The sequence below is a fragment of the Sandarakinorhabdus limnophila DSM 17366 genome (assembly GCF_000420765.1).
GTDB classification, from domain to species: Bacteria; Pseudomonadota; Alphaproteobacteria; order Sphingomonadales; family Sphingomonadaceae; genus Sandarakinorhabdus; species Sandarakinorhabdus limnophila.
In genome coordinates this window covers 307,607-329,851 of record NZ_ATVO01000004.1, presented here as the reverse complement: position 1 = coordinate 329,851, position 22,245 = coordinate 307,607, and the positions used below count along the sequence as shown (strand labels likewise).

The following is a 22,245-nucleotide window of genomic DNA, read 5'->3' as shown; positions in this document are numbered from 1 at the left end:
GCTTTCACGTTATGCTGCGCCGATGAAAAATCTGGTTCGCACGCTTGCCTTGTCAGCTTTGCTGGCCGTCCCGGCGCTGGCGCAGGCACCCCCCGGCCTGACCGAAAGCGAGCGCCGATCCGGCGCGCAAGCCCATCCGCAGATCCTGCAGCAATTCGGTGGCGCCATGAGCGGGCCGGTGGCGGATTATGTGCGGGGCGTTGGCCAGAAGATTGCCGTGCAATCGGGCGGCGGCGCGCGGGCGACGGATTACACCGTCACTCTGCTGAATTCCAATGTGAACAACGCCTTCGTCATACCCGGCGGCTATGTCTATATCACCCGGCAACTGCTGGCGCTGATGAACGACGAGGCTGAATTGGCCTTCGTGATGGGGCATGAAGTGGCGCATGTCGCGGCCCGTCATGGCCAGAAGCGCCAAAACCGCGCCGCGCTGTCAAACGTATTGGCGGGTGTGGCCGGGGCGCTCACCGGCTCTGATCTGATCGGGCGCGGGGCCGGGCTGGTCGCCGGGCTGACCACGCTGGGCTACAGCCGCGATCAGGAACGCCAGGCGGACAGCCTGGGGGTGCGCTATCTGACCACCGCCGGCTATGATCCCAATGCCGCCACCGACAGCCTGGCCGCGCTGGGCGCGCAGACGGCGCTGGAAGCGCGGCTGAAGGGCCAGGGCGGCGCCGAACCATCGAAGTGGCTTTCCACCCATCCGCCCAGCGGCGAACGCGTGGCGCGGATGCGCAGCGAAGCGCAAGCGATCAGAGCCACGAGTCGCGCCCTCAACCGTGATGCGTTCCTCAATGCCATCGACGGCATGATCTATGATGATGATCCGGCCGAAGGCGTGGTGGTGGGCAGCGGTTTCCGCCACGGCGGGCTGGCGCTGGCGCTGGATGCGCCGCGTGGTTTTGCGATCAGCAATTCGTCGCAGGCCGTCACCGGCAGCGGGCCGGGCAATCTGCGCTTTGATCTGCGCGCCGCCGATGCGCGCAACGCTGATCTGAACAGCATCGCCGGCGCCCGCTGGCAGCAACTGGGGGTTTCGGCCCAGCCGATGCGTGCCACACGGATCAACGGGGTGGAGGCGCTGGAAGGCAGCATCCGCGCCGGATCGCAGGCCGGCCCGGTGGAAGCAACACTCACGGTGTACCGCTGGTCGCCGCTGCTGACGCTCACGCTGGTCAGCATTGCGCCGCAGGGCCAGCTGGGGGGCGTGGCGCCGGTGGCGGCCAGCGTGCGCCGGCTGAGCCCGCAGGACATCGCCAGCATCCGCAGCCGCCGCGTGCAGGTGGTGCGGGTTGGTGCCAACGATACGCTGCAGAGCCTGGCTAGCCGCATGGCCTATGATGACGACAAGATGGCGCGCTTCCTCACGCTCAACCAGCTGGGCGCCAATGCCCGGTTGAAGGCCGGCGACCGTGTGAAGCTGGTGACATTGCGTTGATGAAGATCGTGCATGTGGTTGCCGCCGCCTTGGTGGATGGCGATGGCCGGGTGCTGCTCGCCCAGCGCCCGGAAGGGAAATCGCTGGCCGGCCTGTGGGAATTTCCCGGCGGCAAGCTGGAGCCGGGCGAATCGCCGGAGACCGCCCTTGTGCGCGAGCTGGATGAGGAACTGGGCATCGTGGCCGAAGAGCTGGCGCCCTTCACCTTCGTCAGCTTTGGCTATCCCGATTTCCATCTGGTGATGCTGCTGTACTGGTGCCGGCGCTGGCAGGGGCAGCCGCACGGCCGCGACGGCCAGGCGCTGCGCTGGGAGCGTCCGGGGGCCATGGCTGCGCTGCCAATGCCGCCCGCCGATGTGCCGCTGGTCGAGGCATTGGTCGCAGCAATCGGCGCCTGAGCCCGCCACCATGGTTGCACCTGTGTGACAGGGCGGCTATGGCCGGCCAAACCCGTCAGCGAGGGCGCGCGCGACATGAAGATTCTGGCCGGCAACGGCAATCCCGAACTGGCCCAGGCGATTGCCGCCTACCTGGAAATCCCGCTCACCAGCGCGTCGGTGCGCCGCTTTGCCGATGAAGAAATCTTTGTTGAAATTCATGAAAATGTCCGCGGCGAAGATGTGTTCGTGGTCCAGTCCACCGCGGCGCCTGCCAATGACAATCTGATGGAACTGCTGATCTGCATCGACGCGCTGCGACGCGCGTCGGCGCGGCGGATCACGGCGGTGGTGCCCTATTTCGGTTACGCCCGCCAGGATCGCAAATCGGGCTCTCGCACGCCGATTTCGGCCAAGCTGGTGGCCAATCTCATCACTATGGCGGGCGCTGATCGCGTGCTGTGCCTTGATCTGCATGCCGGCCAGATTCAGGGTTTCTTCGATATCCCCACCGACAATCTGTTTGCCGCCCCGGTCATGGCGGCCGACATCACGGCGCGCATGGGCATGGAAGATCTGATGGTCGTCTCGCCCGACGTGGGCGGCGTGGTGCGCGCCCGCGCCCTGGCCAAGCGGCTGGGTAACGCGCCGCTGGCCATCGTCGACAAGCGCCGCGAACGGCCCGGCGAATCGGAAGTGATGAACATCATTGGTGATGTGCGCGGCCGCCGCTGCATCCTGGTCGATGACATCGTCGATTCGGCCGGCACGCTGTGCAACGCAGCCGCCGCCCTGCTCGAATCCGGCGCCAAGAGCGTGACCGCCTATGTGAGCCACGGCGTGCTTTCGGGTGGCGCGGTTGCGCGCGTCGATGGTTCGGCGCTGGTAGAACTGGTCGTCACCGATTCGATTGCGGCGACTGCGGCGGTGAAGGCCGCGCAGAAGGTACGGCGCATCACCATCGCGCCGCTGCTGGCCGAAGCCATGCGGCGGACGGCCGAAGAAAGCTCGGTCAGCTCGCTGTTTGATTGAGGGCCGCCGCCCGAGCGCTCAATCGCCTGTCGAGCGATTGATCACCGTGCCATCGGGTTTGTAGACCTTCTCCGGGGTCACATATTCGCCCTTGGCCGTGCAGATGCCGCCCGGATCCTGCGCGCGCATCTTGGCGCAGAATTCCGTATCGGGCTTGGGCTGGGCCTGGGCTGGCGCAAGCGCCAAGGGGCTCACGGCAATAGCCAAGGCAGCAAGAGCGGCGGAGATGATCGAGCGGTTCATGAGGCGGTGATACACCGCAATGGCTTGCGCCGCCATGAACAACCGCACTAATCCGGTGCGGTGTCGCCCCCGCCCCCCCCTCCGCCGCAAGCGCGGCTGCTGCTCGACAGCGCTGCGCTGATCGCCAACTGGCAGGATTTCGCCCGTGCCGTGGGTGGTGCCGCTTGCTGTGCGGCGATCAAGGCCGATGGCTATGGCCTGGGCGCGCGTGAGACACTGGTGCGGCTGGCCGCGGTCGGCTGCCGGCATTTTTATGTGGCGCACTGGCAGGAAGTGCCACCGTTGCTGCCGTTGCCCGATGGCATCATCCTCTCGGTTCTTCATGGCGTTACGGCGGACGAGCTTCCGGCTGCGCTCGCCTTGCCGGCTCGGCCAGTGCTGGTGACGGCCGCACAGGTCGCGCTGTGGCGGCAGACCGGTCGGCCATGCGAAGCGATGGTGGACAGCGGCATGAACCGGCTCGGCCTTGCCCCGGCGGAAACGGCGGACGTGCTGGCCGGGATGGAGGTGGCGGTGCTGCACAGCCATCTCGCCTGTGCCGACGATCCGGCGCACCCGCTGAACGAGGCTCAGCGTGCCTGTTTTGCCGAGGTGACGGCGCGCGTGCCAGCGGGCGCCTTTGCCCTGGCCAACAGTGCCGGCATCGCGCTTGGCCCGGCGTTCCATCTCGATCTGGTGCGTCCCGGCATCGGCCTGTTCGGCGGCGGGTTGATGCCGGATGGCCGCGTGTCCCGCACAGTGGGCCGAATGCAGGCCCGCATCATCCAGCTGCGCGACGTGCCGGCCGGCGGCTCGGTGGGCTATGCGGCCGCGTTCGTGGCCAGCCGGCCCAGCCGCATCGCCACGGTGGCCTTGGGCTACGCCGATGGTTATGCGCGCGGCCTGTCGGGCGTGGCCTGGGCGAGTGCGGCTGGTGTGCGCTGCTCGGCAGCGGGCCGCGTTTCCATGGATCTGGCCGCGTTTGACGTTACCGACGCGCCGGCGCTGGCTGAGGGTGACTGGCTGGATATCCCCTTTGATCCCGAAACCGCGGCCAGCCTGTCGGGCCGCACCAGCTATGAACTGCTGGTGGCGCTGGGCCAGCGTTTCGAACGGGTGTGGGCATGATCGTCGCGCTGGTCGCCATCGGCGCGCCGGTGCTGGCGGCGCTGGCGAGCATCGGCCGGCTCACGCGCTTTGCCGTCACCGCGCTCAGCCGGCTGCTGCAACCGCCGTGGTATCCAGCCCAGTTGGCGCAGCAGATGCTGGTGATCGGCTGGCTGTCCTTGCCGGTGGTTGGCCTCACGGCGATTTTCACGGGTTCCGCGCTGGCGCAACAGATCTTCATCGGTGGCAGCCGCTTCAACGCGGCCTCTACAGTGCCGGCCGTCACCGTGATCGGTGTGGTGCGTGAACTTGGCCCGGTGCTGGGCGGGCTGATGGTGGCCGGCCGTGTCGCCAGCGCCATGGCGGCCGAACTGGGTACGATGCGGGTGACGGAGCAGATTGACGCACTGGTGACGTTGCGCACCGATCCCTTCCGCTGGCTGGTTGCCCCGCGCATTCTCGCCGCCGTGTTGGTGATGCCGTTCCTGGTGCTGGTGTCGAACGCGCTGGGCGTCATGGGCGGCTGGCTGCTGGCGACGCAGCGGCTGGGCTTCAACAGCGCGCAATATCTGGCCACCACGCAGCGTTATCTGGAAGCCGATGACGTCGTCTCGTCGCTGGTAAAGGCTGGCGTGTTCGGATTCTTCATCGCGCTGATGGGCTGTTACCATGGTTATCACAGCGGCGGCGGCGCGGCCGGGGTTGGCCGTGCGACGACCAATGCTGTGGTCTCCAGCTTCATCCTGATCCTGCTATCCAACCTGATCATCACCGTGATCGTGTTCGGATCATGATTCCACGGATTGAACTGACCGGCGTGTCCAAGCGCTTTGGCAGCCGCCAGGTGCTTGATGGCCTGGATGTGGCGGTGATGCCGGGCGAAAGCCTGGTGATCATCGGCGGATCGGGCACCGGCAAATCGGTGACGCTGAAGTGCATATTGGGCCTGATCCCGATCGATGCTGGATCGATCAAGGTGGACGGGCAGGAAGTCGCCGGGCTGAAGGGCGCCGCGCTTGATGCCCACCGCACCCGTTTCGGCATGTTGTTCCAGGGCGGCGCGCTGTTCGATTCGCTGCCCGTGTGGCGCAATATCAGCTTCGCGCTGCCGGGCACTCCAGCCGATCGCCGGTCGGCGGCCATCGACAATCTGGCCCGGGTGGGCCTGGCAGCGGAGGTGGCCGATCTCAAGCCGGCCGAGCTTTCCGGCGGGATGCAGAAACGTGTCGCCCTGGCCCGCGCCATCGCGGCGCGCCCGCCGATCATCTTCTTCGATGAGCCGACGGCGGGGCTGGACCCGATCACGGCGGCGGTGATCAACCGGCTGATCCGCACTTTTGTTACGGATTTGAAAATCACCGCAATTACCATTACGCACGACATGGCGAGTGTGCGTTTGATCGCCGATAGGGTTGCCATGTTGCACGCGGGGAAGATCATCTGGAATGGGCCGTTGGCCGGCCTTGATGCCTGCGACAATGCCTACGTGCGCCAGTTCATCACCGGCAGTGCAGATGGTCCCATCCAGATGCCAGGTGCCCGGCCTTGAGCCGCCCGAATCAACCCGTTACCGCCGGCGCCACCGAGCTGGCGGCCTTGCTGGTGCGGGTCGCCGATGGCGATGCCGCCGCCTTCCAGGCATTTTATGATCGCACCAGTGCTAAACTCTTTGGCGTGATCCTGCGTATCTTGATCGAACGGCAGGAATCCGAAGACGTGTTGCAGGAAGTGTATCTCATCGTGTGGCGAAAGGCGGCGACCTTTGATGCGTCGAAAGCCAGCCCGATCACGTGGGCAGCCACCATCGCGCGCAACCGCGCCATCGATCGGTTGCGCGCCCGCCCGCCGCGCGCCCATGTCCCGATGGAGTCCGCCTTTGATCCGGTCGATGATGGACCGGCGCAGGATGCCGGGCTGATCCATGATCAGGATGCACGGCGCATCGCGGCGGCGCTGGCCACGCTGGAACCGCGCCATGCCGCCGCCATCCGCGCCTGCTATTATGATGGCGTGACCTATGACGAACTTGCCGCGCGCGAGCAGGTGCCGGTGGGCACCTTGAAAAGCTGGGTACGGCGCGGCCTGATCCGCCTGCGCGACCAACTGGAAGGAAGCCAGGCATGAGCCAGCAGCCCCAGCCCAGTGGCCTTGATGGCCTGACCGAACTGGAAGCGCTTGCCATGGATCATGCGCTGGGTGGCGGCAGCCGCGCCGAGCGCAAGGCGGCCGAACTGCGCCTGTCGAGTGATCCCGAATTCCGCGCGGCGGTTGAACGTTGGCAGGTGATGCTGGCGCCGCTGGATGACGTGACGCCGGGCATTGCCCCGCCGCCATCGGTTTGGGCGGGAATTGCGGGCGAGATCGAGCCGCCGCCACGTCGTGCCGCGCCGCAGCCGGCGGTGTCCGGCGGCTGGTGGAACAGTGTCGGCCTGTGGCGGGGGCTGGCGGTTGCTGGCCCGGTGCTGGCGGCGGTGGCCGTCGCCGTTCTGGTGCAGCCCGATGCCGTGGCGCCCGGTGTGCCGGCCACTGTTGCCGGTGGCCCGGCGCTGGTGGCAACGCTGGCTGATGCCGATGGCAGGCCGCTGATTGCCGCTGCTTTTGATCCGGCCAGCGGCCAGGTGCGTTTTGCCCCGGTTGCAGCCAGCGATGAGGCCACCGGCGGCAAGGTGCCGGAACTGTGGGTGATCGAAGGCAAGAATCCGCCGCGATCGCTGGGCGTGATCGATATCGCCGCTGGCCGCAGCCAGGCGATCCCGCGTGATCGGCTGGCAGGGCTGAAACCCGGGGCGATATTGGCGATTTCCATTGAACCCACCGGCGGTTCGCCCACCGGCGCGCCCACCGGGCCGGTGATCGCCACGGGCAAATTGTCAGCCGCCTGATTGCTGGCCCATTTCGTCGCAGCGGCACTGGCAAGCGCAGCCTTGTCACCCATCTTGCGTATCTGAGGGGCGCGCCTATTCCGGCGGCACCTGATCAACGAGATGGAGAAGCTCATGCGTTCCAACACTGCCCTGCGCGCCGCGCTGTTTGCCATTGCCGCGGCCGGCCTGTCCCCCATGGCCAGCGCGCAGCCTATGGTGGGCGGCGCCGCCATGCTGCCCACCAATGATATCATCGATAATGCCGTGAACTCGGCTGATCACACCACGCTGGTTGCCGCCGTGAAGGCCGCTGGCCTGGTTGAAACGCTGAAGGGCAAAGGCCCGTTCACCGTGTTCGCCCCCACCAACGCCGCTTTCGCCAAGCTGCCGGCCGGCACGGTGGAAACCCTGCTCAAGCCTGAGAACAAAGCCACGCTCACCGCCGTGCTCACCTATCACGTGGTGGCCGGCAAGTTCACCGCCGCTGATGTGGTGAACGCCATCAAGGCCGGCGGCGGCAAGGCCGAGCTGACCACCGTGCAGGGCGGCAAGCTGACCGCCTCCATGATGGGCAATCTGGTGATGCTGGTCGATGCCAAGGGCGGCATGAGCCACGTGCGCCAGGCTGATGTGATGCAGTCCAACGGTGTCATCCACGTCGTCGACGCGGTTGTGCTGCCGTAAGCGTTTCGTTTCTTGCGTAAAAAAAGGGGGCCGGCTCGCAAGAGCCGGCCCCCGATTTGTTTCACGCGGTCGCCGGCTCGGCGGTGCTGTCGTCTTCTTCGGCCTGTTGCAGCGCCCACATCTCGGCATAGGCGCCGGCCTGCGCCAACAATTCCTCGTGGCGGCCGCGTTCGATGATACGGCCGGCGTCCATCACGATGATCTCGTCGGCATCGGTGATGGTGGAAAGCCGGTGGGCGATGACAATGGTGGTGCGCCCGGCGGATACACCGCCCAGCGCGTCCTGGATGCTGGCCTCCGTCGCCGAATCGAGCGCGCTGGTGGCTTCATCAAGGATCAGGATCGCCGGGTTCTTCAGGATGGTGCGGGCGATGGCGACGCGCTGCTTTTCGCCGCCCGACAGTTTCAGCCCGCGTTCGCCCACCTGTGTCTTGTAGCCGTCGGGCAGGCTCATGATGAAGTCATGGATGGCCGCCCCGCGCGCTGCCGCGATGATCTCGGCCTCCGATGCATCGGGCCGGCCATAGGCGATGTTGTAACCGATGCTGTCGTTGAACAGCACCGTATCCTGCGGCACGATGCCGATGGCGCGGCGCAGACTGTCTTGCGTGACATGGGCGATATCCTGCCCGTCGATCAACACGCGGCCGCCCTGGATGTCGTAGAACCGATAGAGGATGCGGCTGAGCGTCGATTTGCCGGCGCCCGAATGGCCGACCACGGCGAGCTTGCGCCCCGGTTCCACGTCGAAGCTGACGCCGTGCAGGATCTGCCGGCGCGGATCATAGCCGAACTGCACGGCGTCGAAGGTGACCCGCGCGCCCGACAGGCTGAGCGGAACCGCGCCCGGCGCGTCGGCGATTTCCGGCGCGGTGTCGATCAGGCGGAACATCGCGTCCATGTCGATCAGGCCCTGGCGGATTTCGCGATAGACCATGCCGAGCAGATCAAGCGGGCGGAACAATTGCATCAGCAGGCCATTCACGAAGGCGATATCGCCGATGGTGAAGCGGCCCTGATCCCAGCCCCACACCACATAGACCAGCGCGCCTGCCATCAACGCGTTGGTGATGAAGCTCTGCCCGATGTTGAGCCAGGCGAGGCTGACTTCGGATTTGGTGGCGGCATCAGTGTAGCGCTTGATGGCGCGGCCATAATTGGCGTTCTCGTGCGTTTCCGCGTTGAAATATTTCACCGTTTCGTAGTTCAGCAAGCTGTCCACGGCGCGCGCTGTGGCGTTCTGGTCGCTGGTCACCATTTCGCGGCGCAGGTTGGCGCGCCAATCGGTGATGCGCTGGGTGTAGACAATATACGCCGCGACCATCGCCAGCGTGGCCACCACCAGTTCCCAGCCGAAACCCCGCCCGAACAAGATGCAGACGGCGGTGAGTTCGATCACGGTCGGGAAGATATTGAACAGCAGGAAATAGAGCATGGTGTCGATGCTCTTGGTGCCGCGCTCGATCAGCCGGGTGAGTGCGCCGGTGCGGCGTTCGAGGTGGAAACGCAGCGAAAGCCGGTGGATGTGGCTGAACACATCGAGACTGAGGTGGCGCGCGGCTTCCTGGCCAACCTTCTCGAAAAGCGCGTTGCGGAAATTGTCGAACAGCACGCCGCCGAAGCGGGCCAGTGCATAGGAGGCGACCAGCGCCATCGCCACGCCGGCCCCGCCCGACAGATTGTCGGACATCGCATCGAGCGCCAGCTTCAGCGTGTAGGGCATGGCCAGCATGACGCCCTTGGCCAGCAACACGAGGCACAGCGCGCCGACAACGCGCAGTTTCAGATCGGAACGGTCGGCCGGCCACAGATAGGGCAGGAAACGCTTCAGCGTCTTGAAATCGGCATCACCCTGCGGCGGGCCGGACGGAGAGGCCATCGATTGCATGGGCCGTCATATGGGCCGCGTCGGCTTTCGGCACAATGGGAAGCATTGCCCTACACTTGCCCCACTCGCCCCAAACGCTCATGGTGATCCCCATGCCCCGGCCTCCCCGCAACAACCCGCATCCTGGTCTGCCTGATCGGCAAGCCATATTGGATTTCATCGCCACCCAGAAAACCAGCGTGGGCAAGCGCGAGATCGCCAAGGCGTTCGGCCTGCACGCGCAGGACAAGATCGCTTTGAAGGCGCTGCTCAAGGAAATGATGGAGGCCGGCGAACTGGAAACCGGCCCCGGCCGCAACCTGCACAAGGGCGGCGGCCTGCCCAAGGTGACGGTGATCCGCATCTGTGATGTTGACGATGGCGTGGCGATTGCCGTGCCCGACAGATGGGAACACGCCACCCCGCCGCCGCGCCTGCGGGTGATCGAGCCGCGCCGCCGCGCCGTGTTTGGTCTGGGTGATCGGCTGCTGGCGCGGATCGAGGAACAGGGCGGCGGGCTGCTGGCGTTCCCGATGAAGGCGCTGGCGAAATCCGAAGAGTTTGTGCTCGGCATCCTGCGCAAGGAAGCGAAGGGCTGGCGGCTGGTGCCGGTGGACAAGAAGGCGCGGCAGGATCTGGCGATCAACGATCCCGGCGACGGCCAGCCCGGCGATCTGGTGCTGGCCGAACCCAGTGGCCGCCCGCCGCGCCAATATGGCCGCGTTGTTGAAGTGCTGGGCGATCCGTTCCAGCCCAAATCGTTCAGCCTGATTGCCATTCACGCCAAGGGCATCCCCAACCGCTTTGACGAATCGACGCTCGATGAAGCCGAGCGCATGGCCCGACAGGCGCTGGGTGACCGCGAGGATCTGCGGGCGCTGCCGTTCCTCACCATCGATCCCGCCGACGCGCGCGACCATGACGATGCGGTGTGGGCGGCGCCGGATGACGAGAAGCCGGGCCATTTCCGCGCCATCGTCGCTATCGCCGATGTCAGCTTCTACGTCCGCCCCGGCACCGCGCTCGACCGTTCGGCCCGCAGCCGCGGCAACAGCGTCTATTTCCCCGACCGTGTCGTGCCGATGCTGCCGGAGGTGCTATCCGCCCATGTCTGCAGCCTGGTGGAGAATGAAGATCGCGCCGTGCTGGCCTGCCATCTGCACATCGATCCGGAAGGCAAGTTGCTCGATTGGCGCTTCACCCGCGCCGTCATCCGCTGCGTCACCAACATCGCTTATGAAGAAGCGCAGGCGACCATGGATGCTGAAAAGGGCGAATGGCTGCACGTGCTGAAGCCGCTGTGGGCCGCATGGGGCGCGCTGGCCAAGGCGCGCGCCGACCGCGAACCGCTCGATCTGGAGCTGCCCGAAAAGCGCGTGGTGCTGGATGAGGCCGGGCGCATCGCCGGCATCTCGATCCGCGAGCATCTGACCGCGCACCGCGTGATCGAAGATTACATGATCGCCGCCAACGTCGCGGCGGCCAAGGCGCTCGAAAAGAAGAAAGCCGGCTGCATCTTCCGCTGCCACGAGGCACCGAGCCGCGAAAAGATCGTCGCGCTGCGGGATTATCTCGAAACGCTGGGGCAGAATATCGCGTTGGGCCAAGTGGCAAAGCCCGCCGTGTTCAACCGCATCCTCGCTCGCGCCAAGGACGGTGAGAATTATCAGCAGGTCACCGAGCAGGTGCTGCGCACCCAGACCCAGGCCTATTATTCGCCGGCCAATGTCGGCCACTTCGGGTTGAGCCTTGGCAGCTATGCCCACTTCACCTCGCCGATCCGCCGTTATGCCGATCTGGTGGTGCACCGCAGCCTGGTCGCGGCCTACCGGCTGGGTGACGGCGCGCTGCACAAGGAAGAGGAAAAGGGCCTGACCAAGACTGCCGACCATATCAGCATGACCGAACGGCGGGCGATGGAAGCCGAACGCGACACCATCGATCGCTATGTCGCCGCCTTCCTCTCCACCAAGGTCGGCGAAATCGTGAAGACGCGCATCACCGGCGTCGCCAAATTCGGCTTCTTCGCCACAGTCGATGGGCTGGGCGGCGACGGGCTGGTGCCGGTCTCCACGCTGGGCGAAGAACGCTTCGTGTTCGACGAGGACGCCCGCATCCTGGAAGGCATCCAGACCGGCACGCGCTATGCCGTGGGCCAGCGCATGGAACTGCGCCTCGCCGAAGCCAGCCCGATCACCGGCGCGCTGCGCTTTGAATTGCCGGAAGGCGGCAGCGCATCGGGCCCACGCCGGGATCGCACGCGACCACGCGGGTTCCAGCCCCGGCCGGGCAAATCGCGGGTGCCACCGGGGGTGCGGCGGGGCCGCAAATAGGGCCTCCGGCGGGCAGGGGCTGAGCCCCTGCACCCACTTTCGTTTTCGGGCCCGCTTGACGATGCGGCCATTTTTCTGCTGCTGAACATCATGGATTGCAAAGAGGGGTTGTCGATGAAATTTGTGACTGCACTGCTGCTGACGGCTCTGGCCGCGCCCAGCCTCGCCCAGGAAAAGCGCCAGACGCCGCGTGACGCCATGGTGGCCGAAGCCGATGCCGCCACCGCCCGTGCGCCGGTGGAGGAACAGGCGTTCGTGTCCAAGGGCAGCGTTTCCATCAAGGGCAAGGCCGTGGCCTACACCGCCACCGCCGGCACGCTCACCATTCGGGATGACAACGCCCGGCCCACCGGCAGCCTGTTCTACACCGCCTACACCACCGGCGAAGCAAATCGCCCCGTCACCTTCTTCTACAACGGCGGGCCCGGTTCAGCGACGATCTGGCTGCACATGGGCAGCTTTGGCCCGGTGCGCGTGACGAGCGACAAGCCGGTGTACGTCACCCCCGATCAGTACAGCGTGACCCAGAACCCGTGGAGCCTGCTCGACAAGACCGACATCGTCTTCATCGATGCCATGGGCGCCGGCTGGTCCCGCCCGCTGGGGGACAAGACGGGCAAGGATTTCAATGGCGTCGATCAGGATGCCGATGCCTTTGCCCGCGCGATCATGCGTTACGTGAGCAAGAACAACCGCTGGAAATCGCCGAAATTCATCCTTGGCGAATCCTATGGCACGCTGCGCTCCGGCGTGGTGGCGCGGATGCTGGAGGAACGTGGGCTTTCGCTGCACGGCGTCGCCCTGCTGTCCACCATCATGAACTATGGCGTGCGCCAGGCCGGCTATGATCAGAACCACATGGTGCTGTTCCCCGGCTATGCCGCCACCGCCTGGTATCACGGCACGTTGCCGGGCCAGAAGTCGGCCGATCTCGACGCCTTCGTGAACGACGTGCGCGGCTTCGTGGCCGGGCCCTATGCCGCTGCCCTGGCCAAGGGCAGCAGCATTTCGGATGCCGAAAAGGATGCCGTCGCCCGTCAGATGAACGCTTACACCGGGCTGCCCATCGATTTCATCAAGCGCGCCAACCTGCGCGTGGACCTGCAGCATTTCCAGACCGAACTGCTGCGCACGCGCGGGCTGTCCATCGGCCGGCTCGACACCCGCTACACGCTGCCGCCCACCGATCTGAATGCCGACAGTCCGGATGAGGATCCGGCCGGCACCGCCATCACCGGCGCCTACATCTCCGCCTTCCACGATTATGCGGTGAAGACACTCGGCGTGAAAACCGAACTGCCCTACAAGCTGACGGCGCGCGAGCCGGGCTACAGCTGGGACTGGTCCCACCGCCCACCGCGCGGCGGCGTGCAGACCACGCCCAACACCGCCGTCGATCTCGCCTTCACCATGCGCGCCAATCCGAAACTGAAAATACTGTTTCTCAACGGCTATTACGACATTGCAACGCCTTTCTACGGCGCCGAATTCGATGCCAGCCATATGCTGCTGCCGGCCGATCTGAACCGGAACATCAAGTTCACCTATTACCAGTCAGGCCACATGATCTATCTGGCGGAATCCGAACTGGCAAAGATGCGCGACGACGTGGCGGCCTGGTATGATGAGGCGCTGAAGTAAGGAGAGCCTCCTCCGGCGGGCAGGGGCTGAGCCCCTGCACCCGTTTGATTTTGGATAGCCCCTGTTTCTCGAGCGCAAACCAGCGCCGCAGGCAACGGACAACAGCCTGCGGTGCTCTCGTCAAAACACAAGTGCGGCCCAAAAACGAAAGTGGGTGCAGGGCCTCAGGCCCTGCCCGCCGGAGGCATGCCAGCGCCTTTGCTCAGCGGCCTTCCAGGACGCCCGCGACAGCCAGAAAAACGTCGGCACGGATCTGCACGCCCAGGTGGCTGCTGCTGATCTCGATCGAACGGCCGTGGCTGTCGCGACAGATTTCGCCGGCAACGAGCCCGTCGGATTGGCTCCAGATGGCGGTGCTGGGGACGGGGAGGGGGGCGGCGATTTCGGCGCTGCGGGCTGCGACGGCGGGATCATCGAGCCGTTCTCCGGTGAACCATTCGAAGAACCGCCAGACATTGGTGGCCTTGCCGCTGCCGGCGAACGGCGAGCTGATCGTGATGACTTCGCGCACCAGATCGGGGCGGCGATGGGCGACCAGCCGCGCGATCATGCCGCCGAGGCTGACGCCGATCAGGGTCGCCGGGCCGTCTGTGGCCGCGATTGCTTCGAGGCGCCTAATCAGCTGTTCGGCCTGGGCGCCGGTCGTTCGCGCGCCAAAGTTGCGGCCCAAACCCCAGCTGTGCGCCTGGTAGCCCCGTTTCCGCAGGAAGCGTTGCAGCGGGAAAAACGCCCGCTCCCCTTGCATCAGGCCGGGCAGCAGCATCACCGGCCGGCCGTCACCGGTCTGTTCGCCGCGCAGCAGGGTTTTGTGGCGCGGCAGGTTCATCACGGTCCAGGCGGCACGCGGCAGTTCGGCGGCCCACAGCAGTTTGGAAGGTGGGCGGATGGATTCGGCGAATACTGTCATCGTTATGTCATATAACGGCAATCGTTTCGTCGCAAACCGCATCTCAGGCCGGCATGGTGTCGCAACAGATTGCGCGCGTGCTTCTCAATCGAAGCGCTATCCAAAATCGAAAGTGGGTGCAGGGCCTCAGGCCCTGCCCGCCGGAGGCCACTTTATCACTCTGCGGAAATAAGCACCGCATCCCCCGGCGCCATCGCGTCGAGCCAGCGCGCCAGCACATCCCGCTCCATCGCCACGCAGCCTTCTGTCGACCGGCCATCCGGTTGGCGGACGTGCCAGAAGATGGCGCTGCCGAGGCCGGGGACGGGTGGGCTGTCGTTGTGGGCCAACACCAGGATGAGGTCGTAGGCGTGATCGTCGCGCCACAGGGATTCATGGCTGTGGGGGTGCGGGATTGTGACGGGGCGGTTGTAGGCCGGGTCGGTGGCGCCGTCGCTCCAGCCGTCCCATGGGCGGAGGAAGCGCCAGGGCAGCGTCGTTTGCGGGGCGGGCAGGCGATCGGGACGCACGAGCGCGGCGCGGATGGACCAGAGGCCGAGGGGCGTCTTGCCGTCGCCTTCGCGTTTGCTGGCGGCGGGGCACCAGCCGCCTTTGCCGAAGCTGGCGGCGTGGGTTTCGCCGAACGCGCTGACCGTGCCGGTGGCAGGGTTGGCGCGGAAGATCGTCACAGCATGTGCCCCTGCCGGTCGCGCTTGGTGGCGAGGTAGGCGGCGTTGTGCGGGTTGGGGGGCATGTCGTGGGCGACGCGGCTGACGGTGAAGCCGTGGGTGGCGAGGCCGGCGACTTTCAGCGGGTTGTTGGTCATCAGGGCGACGTTGGAGACGCCCAATGCCTTGAATATCGCGGCGGCCAGGGAGAAATCGCGTTCGTCGGGCTCAAAGCCGAGGCGGGTGTTGGCGTCGACCGTGTCCCAGCCCTGATCCTGCAGGGCATAGGCGCGCAACTTGTTGAGCAGGCCGATGCCGCGGCCTTCCTGTTGCAGATAGAGCAGGATGCCGCCGCCGGGATTCTGCGCGATGGCGGCGAGGGCGGCGTGCAGTTGGGGCCCGCAATCGCATTTCAGGCTGCCGAGCACATCGCCGGTGAGGCAGGAGCTGTGCAGCCGGGTGAGCACGGGCTGGCTCACGTCCGGATTGCCGATCACCAGTGCCAGATGCTCCGGGCCGCCATCATCGGGGCGGAAGGCAACGACCTGCGTATCTTCGGCGTTGGCCAGCGGCAGCCGGGCGCGGCTGGAAATGTGGACGCGGGCCACAGACGCCGGCAGGGCAAGCGCGGCTTCGGAAGGGCAGTTAACGGCAATTTCTGCCCCGGCCAGCGGCACGGCATAAACGGCAGGGATCAGGCCGGCGTGCTTGACCAGTGCAATCGCGGCGCGGGCGGAGGCGGCATCGCCGTCCAGTGCGCGGGTACGAAACGGGCCCTTGAACGGGGTGGCGAGATCGAGCACCGGATCGGCGACAGCGCGGCTGCCGGTGAGATCGAGCCAGTCTGGCCGGTCTACCCACACCGGTTCGGGATCGGGCGCGGCCGCCGCAATCTGGTTGGCGAGGTTGAGCACGGCAGCGCGGCGCGCGGTGATGATCAGGCCGGCGCGGCTGCGGGTTTCCAGCGCGGCCAGCGTGTCGGCATCGGCGAGTTCGGCGGAGAGGATGGCCAGGCTGCCCACGCCCACGGCACGACCCCGGCGCAGGGCATCGCTGGCGGCTTCGGCCAGATAATTGGCCGCGATGCTCACAGGTCGAGCGTCACGATCTGTGGGATGTGATCGGAAGGTTTTCCCCAGTCGCGGGCGTCCCGGACGGCTTCGAAACCAGTGGCTTGTTTGGCGACGCTGGGCGAGGCCCAGATGTGATCGAGGCGGCGGCCGCGATCCGACAGGCGCCAATCGATATTGCGATAGCTCCACCAGGTGAAAAACTTCTCCGGCGCCGGGTTGAAATGGCGGCCCAGATCCACCCAGTCGTGGCTCTGCTGCAAGCGGTTGAGCGCGTCGACTTCCATCGGTGTGTGGCTGACGACATCGAGCAGGGCCTTGTGGTTCCACACATCGCAGTCCTGCGGCGCGACGTTGAAATCGCCGACGATCACGGCGGGCTCCTTCAGCCCTTCCGACCAGCGGGTCATGCGTTCGATGAAGTCCATTTTCTGGCCGAATTTCGGGTTCACCTCGCGGTCAGGCACGTCGCCGCCGGCTGGCACATAGACGTTTTCCAGCAAGACGCCGTTTGGCAAACGCACGCCGATGTGGCGCGCTTCGCCATTGTCCTGCCAGTCATAGCGCCAGGCACCTTCCAGCGGCACGCGGCTGATGGTGGCAACGCCATGGTGCATGCGCTGGCCGTTCAGGATGCGGTGGGTGTAGCCCAATTGCTCGAACAGGCCGTGTGGGAAAATGTCGTTGGCGACCTTGGTTTCCTGCAGGCACAGCACATCGGGCTGATGACCGCGCAGGAACTGCTCCACGATATCGGCGCGGGCGCGGACGCTGTTGATATTCCAGGTGGCGATGCGAAGAGACATGGGACGCATTTAGGCGAAGCTTTGTCGCTCGTCACCTGTTCAGAAACGAGTTGACCCCTGGCACCGGGGGCGTGGTGCCAGGGGTCTTGTCTGCGCTCGTCACGCACACAGGCGGAAATTTTACGCGGTGCTGTCCGGTCAACAGGGGGCAAACCCGTCAGCACCAACCGCCTGATGAACTGCTTATGCCTGATTCGACCTTGCCCCATCATGAACGGGATTCAGGGTCTGTGTTCAGGTTGGGCAACCGCGTTATCGGGGCCCATCCTTGCGCGGATCGGTGAAGCCAAACGAGACACCGGCCAAGCTGGCGCCATAGCGCACATTGGCCAGCCGCACCTCGCTGCGGCCGCCTTGCGCGTCCAGAGCGGTCCACCCGGCCAGTGCCAGCCCGCCGGGCGCACCGGCGGCGCGCACGAAGCGGATCGAAAGCGTGCCGAATTCCGGCCGCTTGGGATCGCGGGCGGCGACTTCCACCCCGTCGGGCGTGTCGGCGGTGATGCGGGCGATGGGGGCAAGATCAGGCTCGGCCGCCAGCAGGATCTGCAGCGGTGTGCGGCGCACCGGCCACTGGCTGACCTGTTTCACCTCATAATCGATGAACGACAGCGTGCGGCCATCGCCGACCAGCAGCATTTTCGCTGTGTTGTACTGGAATCGCACCTTGCCGGGGCGGGCCAGCCACAATTTGCCAGCCAGCACGCGGCCATCGGCGCCGGCCTGGGTGAAATCGGCCGAAAGGCTGGCGGTGCCTTTCAGCGAGACGGCGATATCGGCCAGCGATGTTGCGCTGGCCGGGGCGGCAAGGGCAAGCAGAGGGAGCAGGAACAGCTGTTTCATCCCTCTGCCTTAGCCGGCAGCGGCTTCACACGCCATGAACGGAATGCAGCTTATGCAGCGGCGCCGAGATAGCCCAGCTGCGCTGCCTTGAAGATGGTCTGGCTGCGGTTGACGGCATTCAGCTTCTCGCCGGCGTTCTGGATGTGGAAGCGCACGGTGGCGTGGCTGCGCGACAGGATCAGGCTGATTTCCTTGTCGGTCTTGCCGATACTGGCCCAGCGCAGGCATTCCACTTCGCGCTTGGTGAGCTGGCAGTCGCCCGGCAGCCAGCGGCGGGTGCGATGCGCCTTGACGTAACCCGCCAGGAACCGATGCGACATCAGTGCCAGGATATCGGCCCATTGTTCATATTCGGCTGAAAGATCGGTGCGGCTGGCATCGCGTGACACGAAGCAGACGGCGCCGATCTGGCCAAAAGGCAGATGCACCGGCACCACGATTGAAGCCTTGGTGAGTGCCCGTTTCTCGAAATTGTCGAGGCTCATCTCGTCGAGATAGGGATTGGGCTGGCGGGTGAAAAAGCCGGTGGCATTGGCCCAGAACACCTCGGATTCATACCGGCAGGCGCGCGGCAGCGGCGACGACAGGGCGAGCTTTGAATCCTTCCACCAATGCTCGTTCTCCCCGGTCCAGCCGAACACGTCGGCGGCGAGGATATTGCCGTCGATATCCTCCATCGGCGCCTTGGACGCGATATTGTCGACCGCGATGACATGCAGGCCAGTGCACTCCAGCACAATGTCGCGCATGGCTTCGGCGGCTTTGCGGGCATCACCCATCGATCGAACGGAAACGGCGGCAAGGCTGGCGTGCAGGTCCATCGGTCACTCCCCAGAACATGGTGCGAGGGGTTGGTCTCTATTGGACCCTTGGGGCGAACCCCGTACTCCCTCACGCTTATCGTAGGACGCGAAGTAATCACAGCCGGACACGCCCTGCAATGGGCTTTGACCGAACAGGCCAAAACAGTGGGCCGATTCGGCGAAATCGGCGGCCCATGCTTGCATGTTGTCAGCACTTTGCTAGGTAGTGCCTCACCGAGGGGGAACGGACAGTGCTTGCGCAAGCAACGAGGAACATTCGCGTGTTGGCAGAATGCATGGCGGCAGCCAGCCATTGGTTGCGAGTCGCCATTGCAGTGAGCGTGCTGGCGGGTGCCGCTGTCGAATCGCCGTTGGCGGCCGCGCCGATTGATCCCGCCGTGCACCAGGGCGTCGCCAGCTGTGGCAGTTCCACCTGCCATGGCCGCCAGGAAGCCACGGGGCCACGTGTGCGCCAGAACGAAGTGATCAGCTGGTCTGATCCCGCCAGCCTGACCGGCGCGCACAGTCGCGCCTGGAAAGTGCTGAACGAGCCGCGTGCCCAGGCTATCGGCAAGCGTCTGGGCATCACCAATGTCGCGGCCTCCAAGGAATGCATCAGCTGCCACGGTGATCCTGCACCCGTGCGCGGGCCGAAATGGCAGCAATCCGATGGCGTGGGCTGTGAAGCCTGCCACGGCGGATCGGAACGCTGGCTGGCAGCCATGCCAGCGTGAACGCCAGCCATGCTGACAATGTCGCCAAGGGCATGTGGGCGGTGAATGACCCGGCAGTAAAGGCCAGCGTGTGCCTCGATTGCCATTTCGGTTCCGACAAGCCGGGCCAGTTTGTGTTCCACCGCATCATGGCCGCCGGCCACCCCCGCGTGGCTTTCGAACTTGATCTGTTCACATCTCTGCAGCGCCACCATGACGAGGATGCCGATTATGCCGCGCGCAAGGGTGTCACCGGAGGGGTGAAGACCTGGGCCGTGGGCCAGGCGCTGGCAGTGGAGCGCGCGTTGTCGCTGTTGCCCGCCGCATCGGGCCGCCTCAACGGTCCGGATTATTATTTCTATGATTGCCGTTCTTGCCACCGCACCTTCAGTGATGATCCGGCGGCGCAGATCGTGGCGCGCACCAACGGCTGGCGGCCGATTCCGCCGGGCCAGCCGGTGTGGAACGATGAACAGATGATCATGCTGGCGGCTGCCGCGCGTGTGGTCGCGCCGGATGTGGCGCGCAGTTTCGACATCCAGAGCCGCGCCTTCCACGCTGCGCTGGGCGGCGATCGCGCCGGGGCGATGAAGGCGGCGGCCACGCTGAAGGCGACCGCTGCCACGCTGGCCCGGCGCTTTGCCGGCACCAGCTTTGATCGGGCGCAGACTTTTGCGCTGATCGATGCCGTGCTGGTGGGCAATGCTGCAGCTTACACGGATTATCAGGGCGGCGCGCAGGCGGTGATGGCGGCCGATACCCTGCTTTCGGCGTTGGTAACGGCTGGGCAGGTCGATCGCGGCGCGGCACAGGCACTGAGGCCTGATCTTGACCGCGCCTACGCGCTGGCTCGCGATGCCAACCGCTGGGATCCGGCCGCGTTCCGGGGCACGCTGGCGCAGATTGCCGGCCGGTTGCGGGGCCTGAAGTGACGCCCAGCCGCGCCCGGATCACGGCAGGGGCGGCGGCGCTGGCGCTGCTGCTGGCTGGCTGTGGCGGCAGCGGTGCGCCGCCGAGCCAGGCCGTCAATCCCGCTCCAAGCCCGTCGCCAACCCCAACGCCGGCCAGTGTTTTCACCAAGCCGGCGCAGGAGGCGCTGAGCGTCGCCGACGTGCAGTCGGTCATTGCCCGCGCCGCCGCCGAAGCTTCGGCCCGCAATCTGCCGGCAGTGATCGCCGTGGTTGATCGGGTCGGCAATGTGCTTGCCGTCTATCGCATGGCCGGCGCCCGCGCGACCGCCACCACGCGGCCCAACGCCAACGGCGCCAATATCGACGCGCAGGGCGTGACGGTGCCGGCGGAACTGGCCGCGATCGCCAAGGCCATCACCGGCGCCTATCTGTCGTCGGGCGGCAACGCCTTTTCCACCCGCACTGCCTCGATGATCGTGCAGCCGAATTTCCCGCCGTCGACGCGCACGGTGGGGCTTGAATCCGGCCCGCTCTATGGCGTGCAGTTCAGCCAGCTGCCCTGTTCCGATCTGTCAGCACGGTTCGGTGTCGGCAGTCCCTTCATCGGCCCGAAGCGCTCGCCATTGGGCCTCGCTGCCGATCCGGGCGGCTTTCCGCTCTACAAGAATGGCGTGATGGTTGGCGGCGTCGGCATCATGGCCGATGGCGATTATGGCTTTGATGCCGAAGTGGTGGATGTGGACGATGATGCCGAAGAGCATATCGCGCTCGCCGCCACCGCCGGCCACGCTGCGCCCGAAACCATCCGCGCCGAACGGATTTCGGTGGACGGCACACTGCTGCGCTATTCCGACGCCGTTGCCGCCGGCCTGAAGAGCAATCCGGTAAGCCCGCCGGCCTTTGCTGGCCTCGCCGGCAGCCTGGTGGCAGTGGCGGGCTTCAATGCCGCCAGCATCATTGCCGGCACGCCTTATGGCAGCGAGGCCAGCGGCGTGCGCAATGCCGCAGCAGCCGAATTCAACCATCCCGATGCATTCATCCTGTCCGACGGCGCCGGGGCCAATCGCTACCCGATCCGCGCCGGCACCGACGCCGGCGACGTGGCGCAGCCGCTCAGCGCCGCCGAAGTGCGCGCTGTGCTGGAAGAAGCGTTCACCATCATGTCGCGCGCCCGCGCCCAGATCCGCCAGCCACTCGACAGCCGGGCCCAGGTCTCGCTGTCGGTGGTGGATACGCGGGGACAAGTGCTGGGGTTGGTGCGGTCACCCGATGCGCCGGTGTTCGGCATTGATGTGAGCTTGCAAAAGGCGCGCACGGCGGCCTTTTTCTCCAACGCCCGCGCTGCCAGCGATCTGGGTGCGGTGACGACGGCCGCCGGCGCTGCCGATGCGAACGTCCGCGATTTCGTGTCCCGCACCAATAGCTTCTTCAGCGGCACCGGTTTCCTCACCGGTGCGTTCGGCGTGTCCAACCGCGCCATTGGCAACATCAGCCGGCCCTATTTCCCCGATGGCGAAGCCGGCCGACCGCCGGGTCCGCTGTCGCGCGACATCGCCGGCTGGTCGCCCTTCTCGACCGGGCTGCAATCGGCGCTGATCGTGCAGAATCTGGTGCAGGTGCTGGGTGGCGGCGATCCGCGCCAATGCACCTTCCTGCCCAATACCGGCAGCGGGCAGAACCGGCTGGCCAACGGCATCCAGATCTTCCCTGGCGCCGTGCCGATCTATCGCGGCAACAATCTGGTGGGCGCCATCGGCATTTCCGGCGACGGCATCGATCAGGACGACATGATCAGTTTCCTTGGGCTGAGCAACGCCAGCACAAGGCTCAATGGCAGCATCAGCCTGCCGCCGGCCAGCATCCGTTCCGATCAGGTGCAGGTGACGGTTGCGGGCACGCCTGTCCGCCTGCGCTTTGTGGGTTGCCCGTTTGCGCCGTTTGTCGACACGGCGGAAAACAATGTCTGTCAGGCGCGTTGAG

At 65.9% G+C, this 22,245-nt stretch carries 22 protein-coding genes; 14 read left to right on the top strand and 8 right to left on the bottom strand.

Annotation, left to right across the window (positions count from 1 at the left end; all coding sequences use genetic code 11):
- The first annotated feature begins 22 nt into the window (after positions 1-22).
- From G566_RS0104775 to G566_RS0104765, 3 genes are all read left to right on the top strand, one after another.
- A complete protein-coding gene (locus G566_RS0104775) occupies positions 23-1,441 on the top strand; it encodes a M48 family metalloprotease (protein WP_022679535.1) in 1,419 nt (472 codons plus the stop codon).
- A complete protein-coding gene (gene mutT / locus G566_RS0104770; protein ID WP_022679534.1) occupies positions 1,441-1,839 on the top strand; it encodes an 8-oxo-dGTP diphosphatase MutT in 399 nt (132 codons plus the stop codon). The genes G566_RS0104775 and mutT overlap by 1 nt, the downstream gene beginning before the upstream one ends.
- A 75-nt stretch (positions 1,840-1,914) precedes the next feature.
- Entirely contained in the window at positions 1,915-2,850 is a 936-nt protein-coding gene (locus tag G566_RS0104765; RefSeq protein WP_022679533.1) for a ribose-phosphate pyrophosphokinase, read from the top strand.
- An 18-nt stretch (positions 2,851-2,868) separates the two neighbouring features.
- Here G566_RS0104765 and G566_RS0104760 read toward each other — a convergent pair whose 3' ends face one another.
- Positions 2,869-3,129, bottom strand: a complete 261-nt coding sequence (locus G566_RS0104760) for a hypothetical protein (protein ID WP_022679532.1) — start codon at positions 3,127-3,129, stop codon at positions 2,869-2,871.
- Positions 3,130-3,153: 24 nt separating this feature from the next.
- On the opposite strand from G566_RS0104760, the gene G566_RS0104755 reads away from it, so the two are divergent.
- The 6 genes from G566_RS0104755 (at position 3,154) to G566_RS0104730 (ending at position 7,727) form a co-directional block, all read left to right on the top strand.
- Complete coding sequence (locus tag G566_RS0104755; RefSeq protein WP_022679531.1) at positions 3,154-4,200, top strand: alanine racemase; 1,047 nt, start codon at positions 3,154-3,156, stop codon at positions 4,198-4,200.
- Positions 4,197-4,973 (top strand): MlaE family ABC transporter permease, encoded by a 777-nt coding sequence (locus G566_RS0104750; protein ID WP_040605431.1) that lies wholly within the window; start codon positions 4,197-4,199, stop codon positions 4,971-4,973. The genes G566_RS0104755 and G566_RS0104750 overlap by 4 nt, the downstream gene beginning before the upstream one ends.
- Complete coding sequence (locus G566_RS0104745) at positions 4,970-5,728, top strand: ABC transporter ATP-binding protein (RefSeq protein ID WP_022679529.1); 759 nt, start codon at positions 4,970-4,972, stop codon at positions 5,726-5,728. Before G566_RS0104750 ends, G566_RS0104745 begins: the two co-directional genes overlap by 4 nt.
- A complete protein-coding gene (locus tag G566_RS0104740; protein ID WP_022679528.1) occupies positions 5,725-6,303 on the top strand; it encodes a sigma-70 family RNA polymerase sigma factor in 579 nt (192 codons plus the stop codon). The genes G566_RS0104745 and G566_RS0104740 overlap by 4 nt, the downstream gene beginning before the upstream one ends.
- Positions 6,300-7,061 (top strand): anti-sigma factor, encoded by a 762-nt coding sequence (locus tag G566_RS0104735; RefSeq protein WP_022679527.1) that lies wholly within the window; start codon positions 6,300-6,302, stop codon positions 7,059-7,061. Before G566_RS0104740 ends, G566_RS0104735 begins: the two co-directional genes overlap by 4 nt.
- A gap of 114 nt (positions 7,062-7,175) precedes the next feature.
- Complete coding sequence (locus G566_RS0104730; protein ID WP_029131264.1) at positions 7,176-7,727, top strand: fasciclin domain-containing protein; 552 nt, start codon at positions 7,176-7,178, stop codon at positions 7,725-7,727.
- 61 nt (positions 7,728-7,788) lie between these two features.
- On the opposite strand, the gene G566_RS0104725 is transcribed toward G566_RS0104730, so the two are convergent.
- Complete coding sequence (locus tag G566_RS0104725) at positions 7,789-9,615, bottom strand: ABCB family ABC transporter ATP-binding protein/permease (RefSeq protein WP_022679525.1); 1,827 nt, start codon at positions 9,613-9,615, stop codon at positions 7,789-7,791.
- 92 nt (positions 9,616-9,707) lie between these two features.
- Between G566_RS0104725 and G566_RS0104720 the strand changes: the two genes are divergently transcribed.
- The gene (locus G566_RS0104720; RefSeq protein ID WP_029131263.1) at positions 9,708-11,927 is read left to right on the top strand and encodes a ribonuclease R family protein; all 2,220 of its coding nucleotides are present in this window, start codon (positions 9,708-9,710) and stop codon (positions 11,925-11,927) included.
- Positions 11,928-12,041: 114 nt separating this feature from the next.
- Complete coding sequence (locus G566_RS0104715; RefSeq protein WP_022679523.1) at positions 12,042-13,568, top strand: S10 family peptidase; 1,527 nt, start codon at positions 12,042-12,044, stop codon at positions 13,566-13,568.
- 202 nt (positions 13,569-13,770) lie between these two features.
- On the opposite strand, the gene G566_RS0104710 is transcribed toward G566_RS0104715, so the two are convergent.
- From G566_RS0104710 to G566_RS0104685, 6 genes are all read right to left on the bottom strand, one after another.
- Entirely contained in the window at positions 13,771-14,475 is a 705-nt protein-coding gene (locus G566_RS0104710) for an esterase/lipase family protein (protein WP_022679522.1), read from the bottom strand.
- 155 nt (positions 14,476-14,630) lie between these two features.
- On the bottom strand, positions 14,631-15,143 hold the full coding sequence (locus G566_RS0104705) for a L,D-transpeptidase family protein (RefSeq protein WP_022679521.1): 513 nt from the start codon (positions 15,141-15,143) through the stop codon (positions 14,631-14,633).
- Entirely contained in the window at positions 15,140-16,213 is a 1,074-nt protein-coding gene (gene ribA, locus G566_RS0104700; RefSeq protein ID WP_022679520.1) for a GTP cyclohydrolase II, read from the bottom strand. Before ribA ends, G566_RS0104705 begins: the two co-directional genes overlap by 4 nt.
- Complete coding sequence (locus G566_RS13525; protein WP_022679519.1) at positions 16,210-16,998, bottom strand: exodeoxyribonuclease III; 789 nt, start codon at positions 16,996-16,998, stop codon at positions 16,210-16,212. The genes ribA and G566_RS13525 overlap by 4 nt, the downstream gene beginning before the upstream one ends.
- A gap of 252 nt (positions 16,999-17,250) precedes the next feature.
- The gene (locus tag G566_RS0104690; protein ID WP_022679518.1) at positions 17,251-17,838 is read right to left on the bottom strand and encodes an outer-membrane lipoprotein carrier protein LolA; all 588 of its coding nucleotides are present in this window, start codon (positions 17,836-17,838) and stop codon (positions 17,251-17,253) included.
- 50 nt (positions 17,839-17,888) lie between these two features.
- Positions 17,889-18,659: a helix-turn-helix transcriptional regulator gene (locus G566_RS0104685; RefSeq protein WP_022679517.1), complete on the bottom strand. Its 771-nt coding sequence runs from the start codon at positions 18,657-18,659 to the stop codon at positions 17,889-17,891.
- A 263-nt stretch (positions 18,660-18,922) separates the two neighbouring features.
- Between G566_RS0104685 and G566_RS15325 the strand changes: the two genes are divergently transcribed.
- Genes G566_RS15325 through G566_RS0104675 form a run of 3 tightly spaced genes read left to right on the top strand, consistent with a single transcriptional unit; the run spans position 18,923 to position 22,244 of the window.
- Positions 18,923-19,375: a multiheme c-type cytochrome gene (locus G566_RS15325; protein ID WP_156874424.1), complete on the top strand. Its 453-nt coding sequence runs from the start codon at positions 18,923-18,925 to the stop codon at positions 19,373-19,375.
- Positions 19,372-20,286, top strand: coding sequence for a hypothetical protein (locus G566_RS13520; protein ID WP_156874423.1), 915 nt, complete (start codon positions 19,372-19,374; stop codon positions 20,284-20,286). Before G566_RS15325 ends, G566_RS13520 begins: the two co-directional genes overlap by 4 nt.
- A complete protein-coding gene (locus tag G566_RS0104675) occupies positions 20,283-22,244 on the top strand; it encodes a heme-binding protein (RefSeq protein ID WP_022679516.1) in 1,962 nt (653 codons plus the stop codon). The genes G566_RS13520 and G566_RS0104675 overlap by 4 nt, the downstream gene beginning before the upstream one ends.
- The last annotated feature ends 1 nt before the right edge of the window (position 22,245 follow it).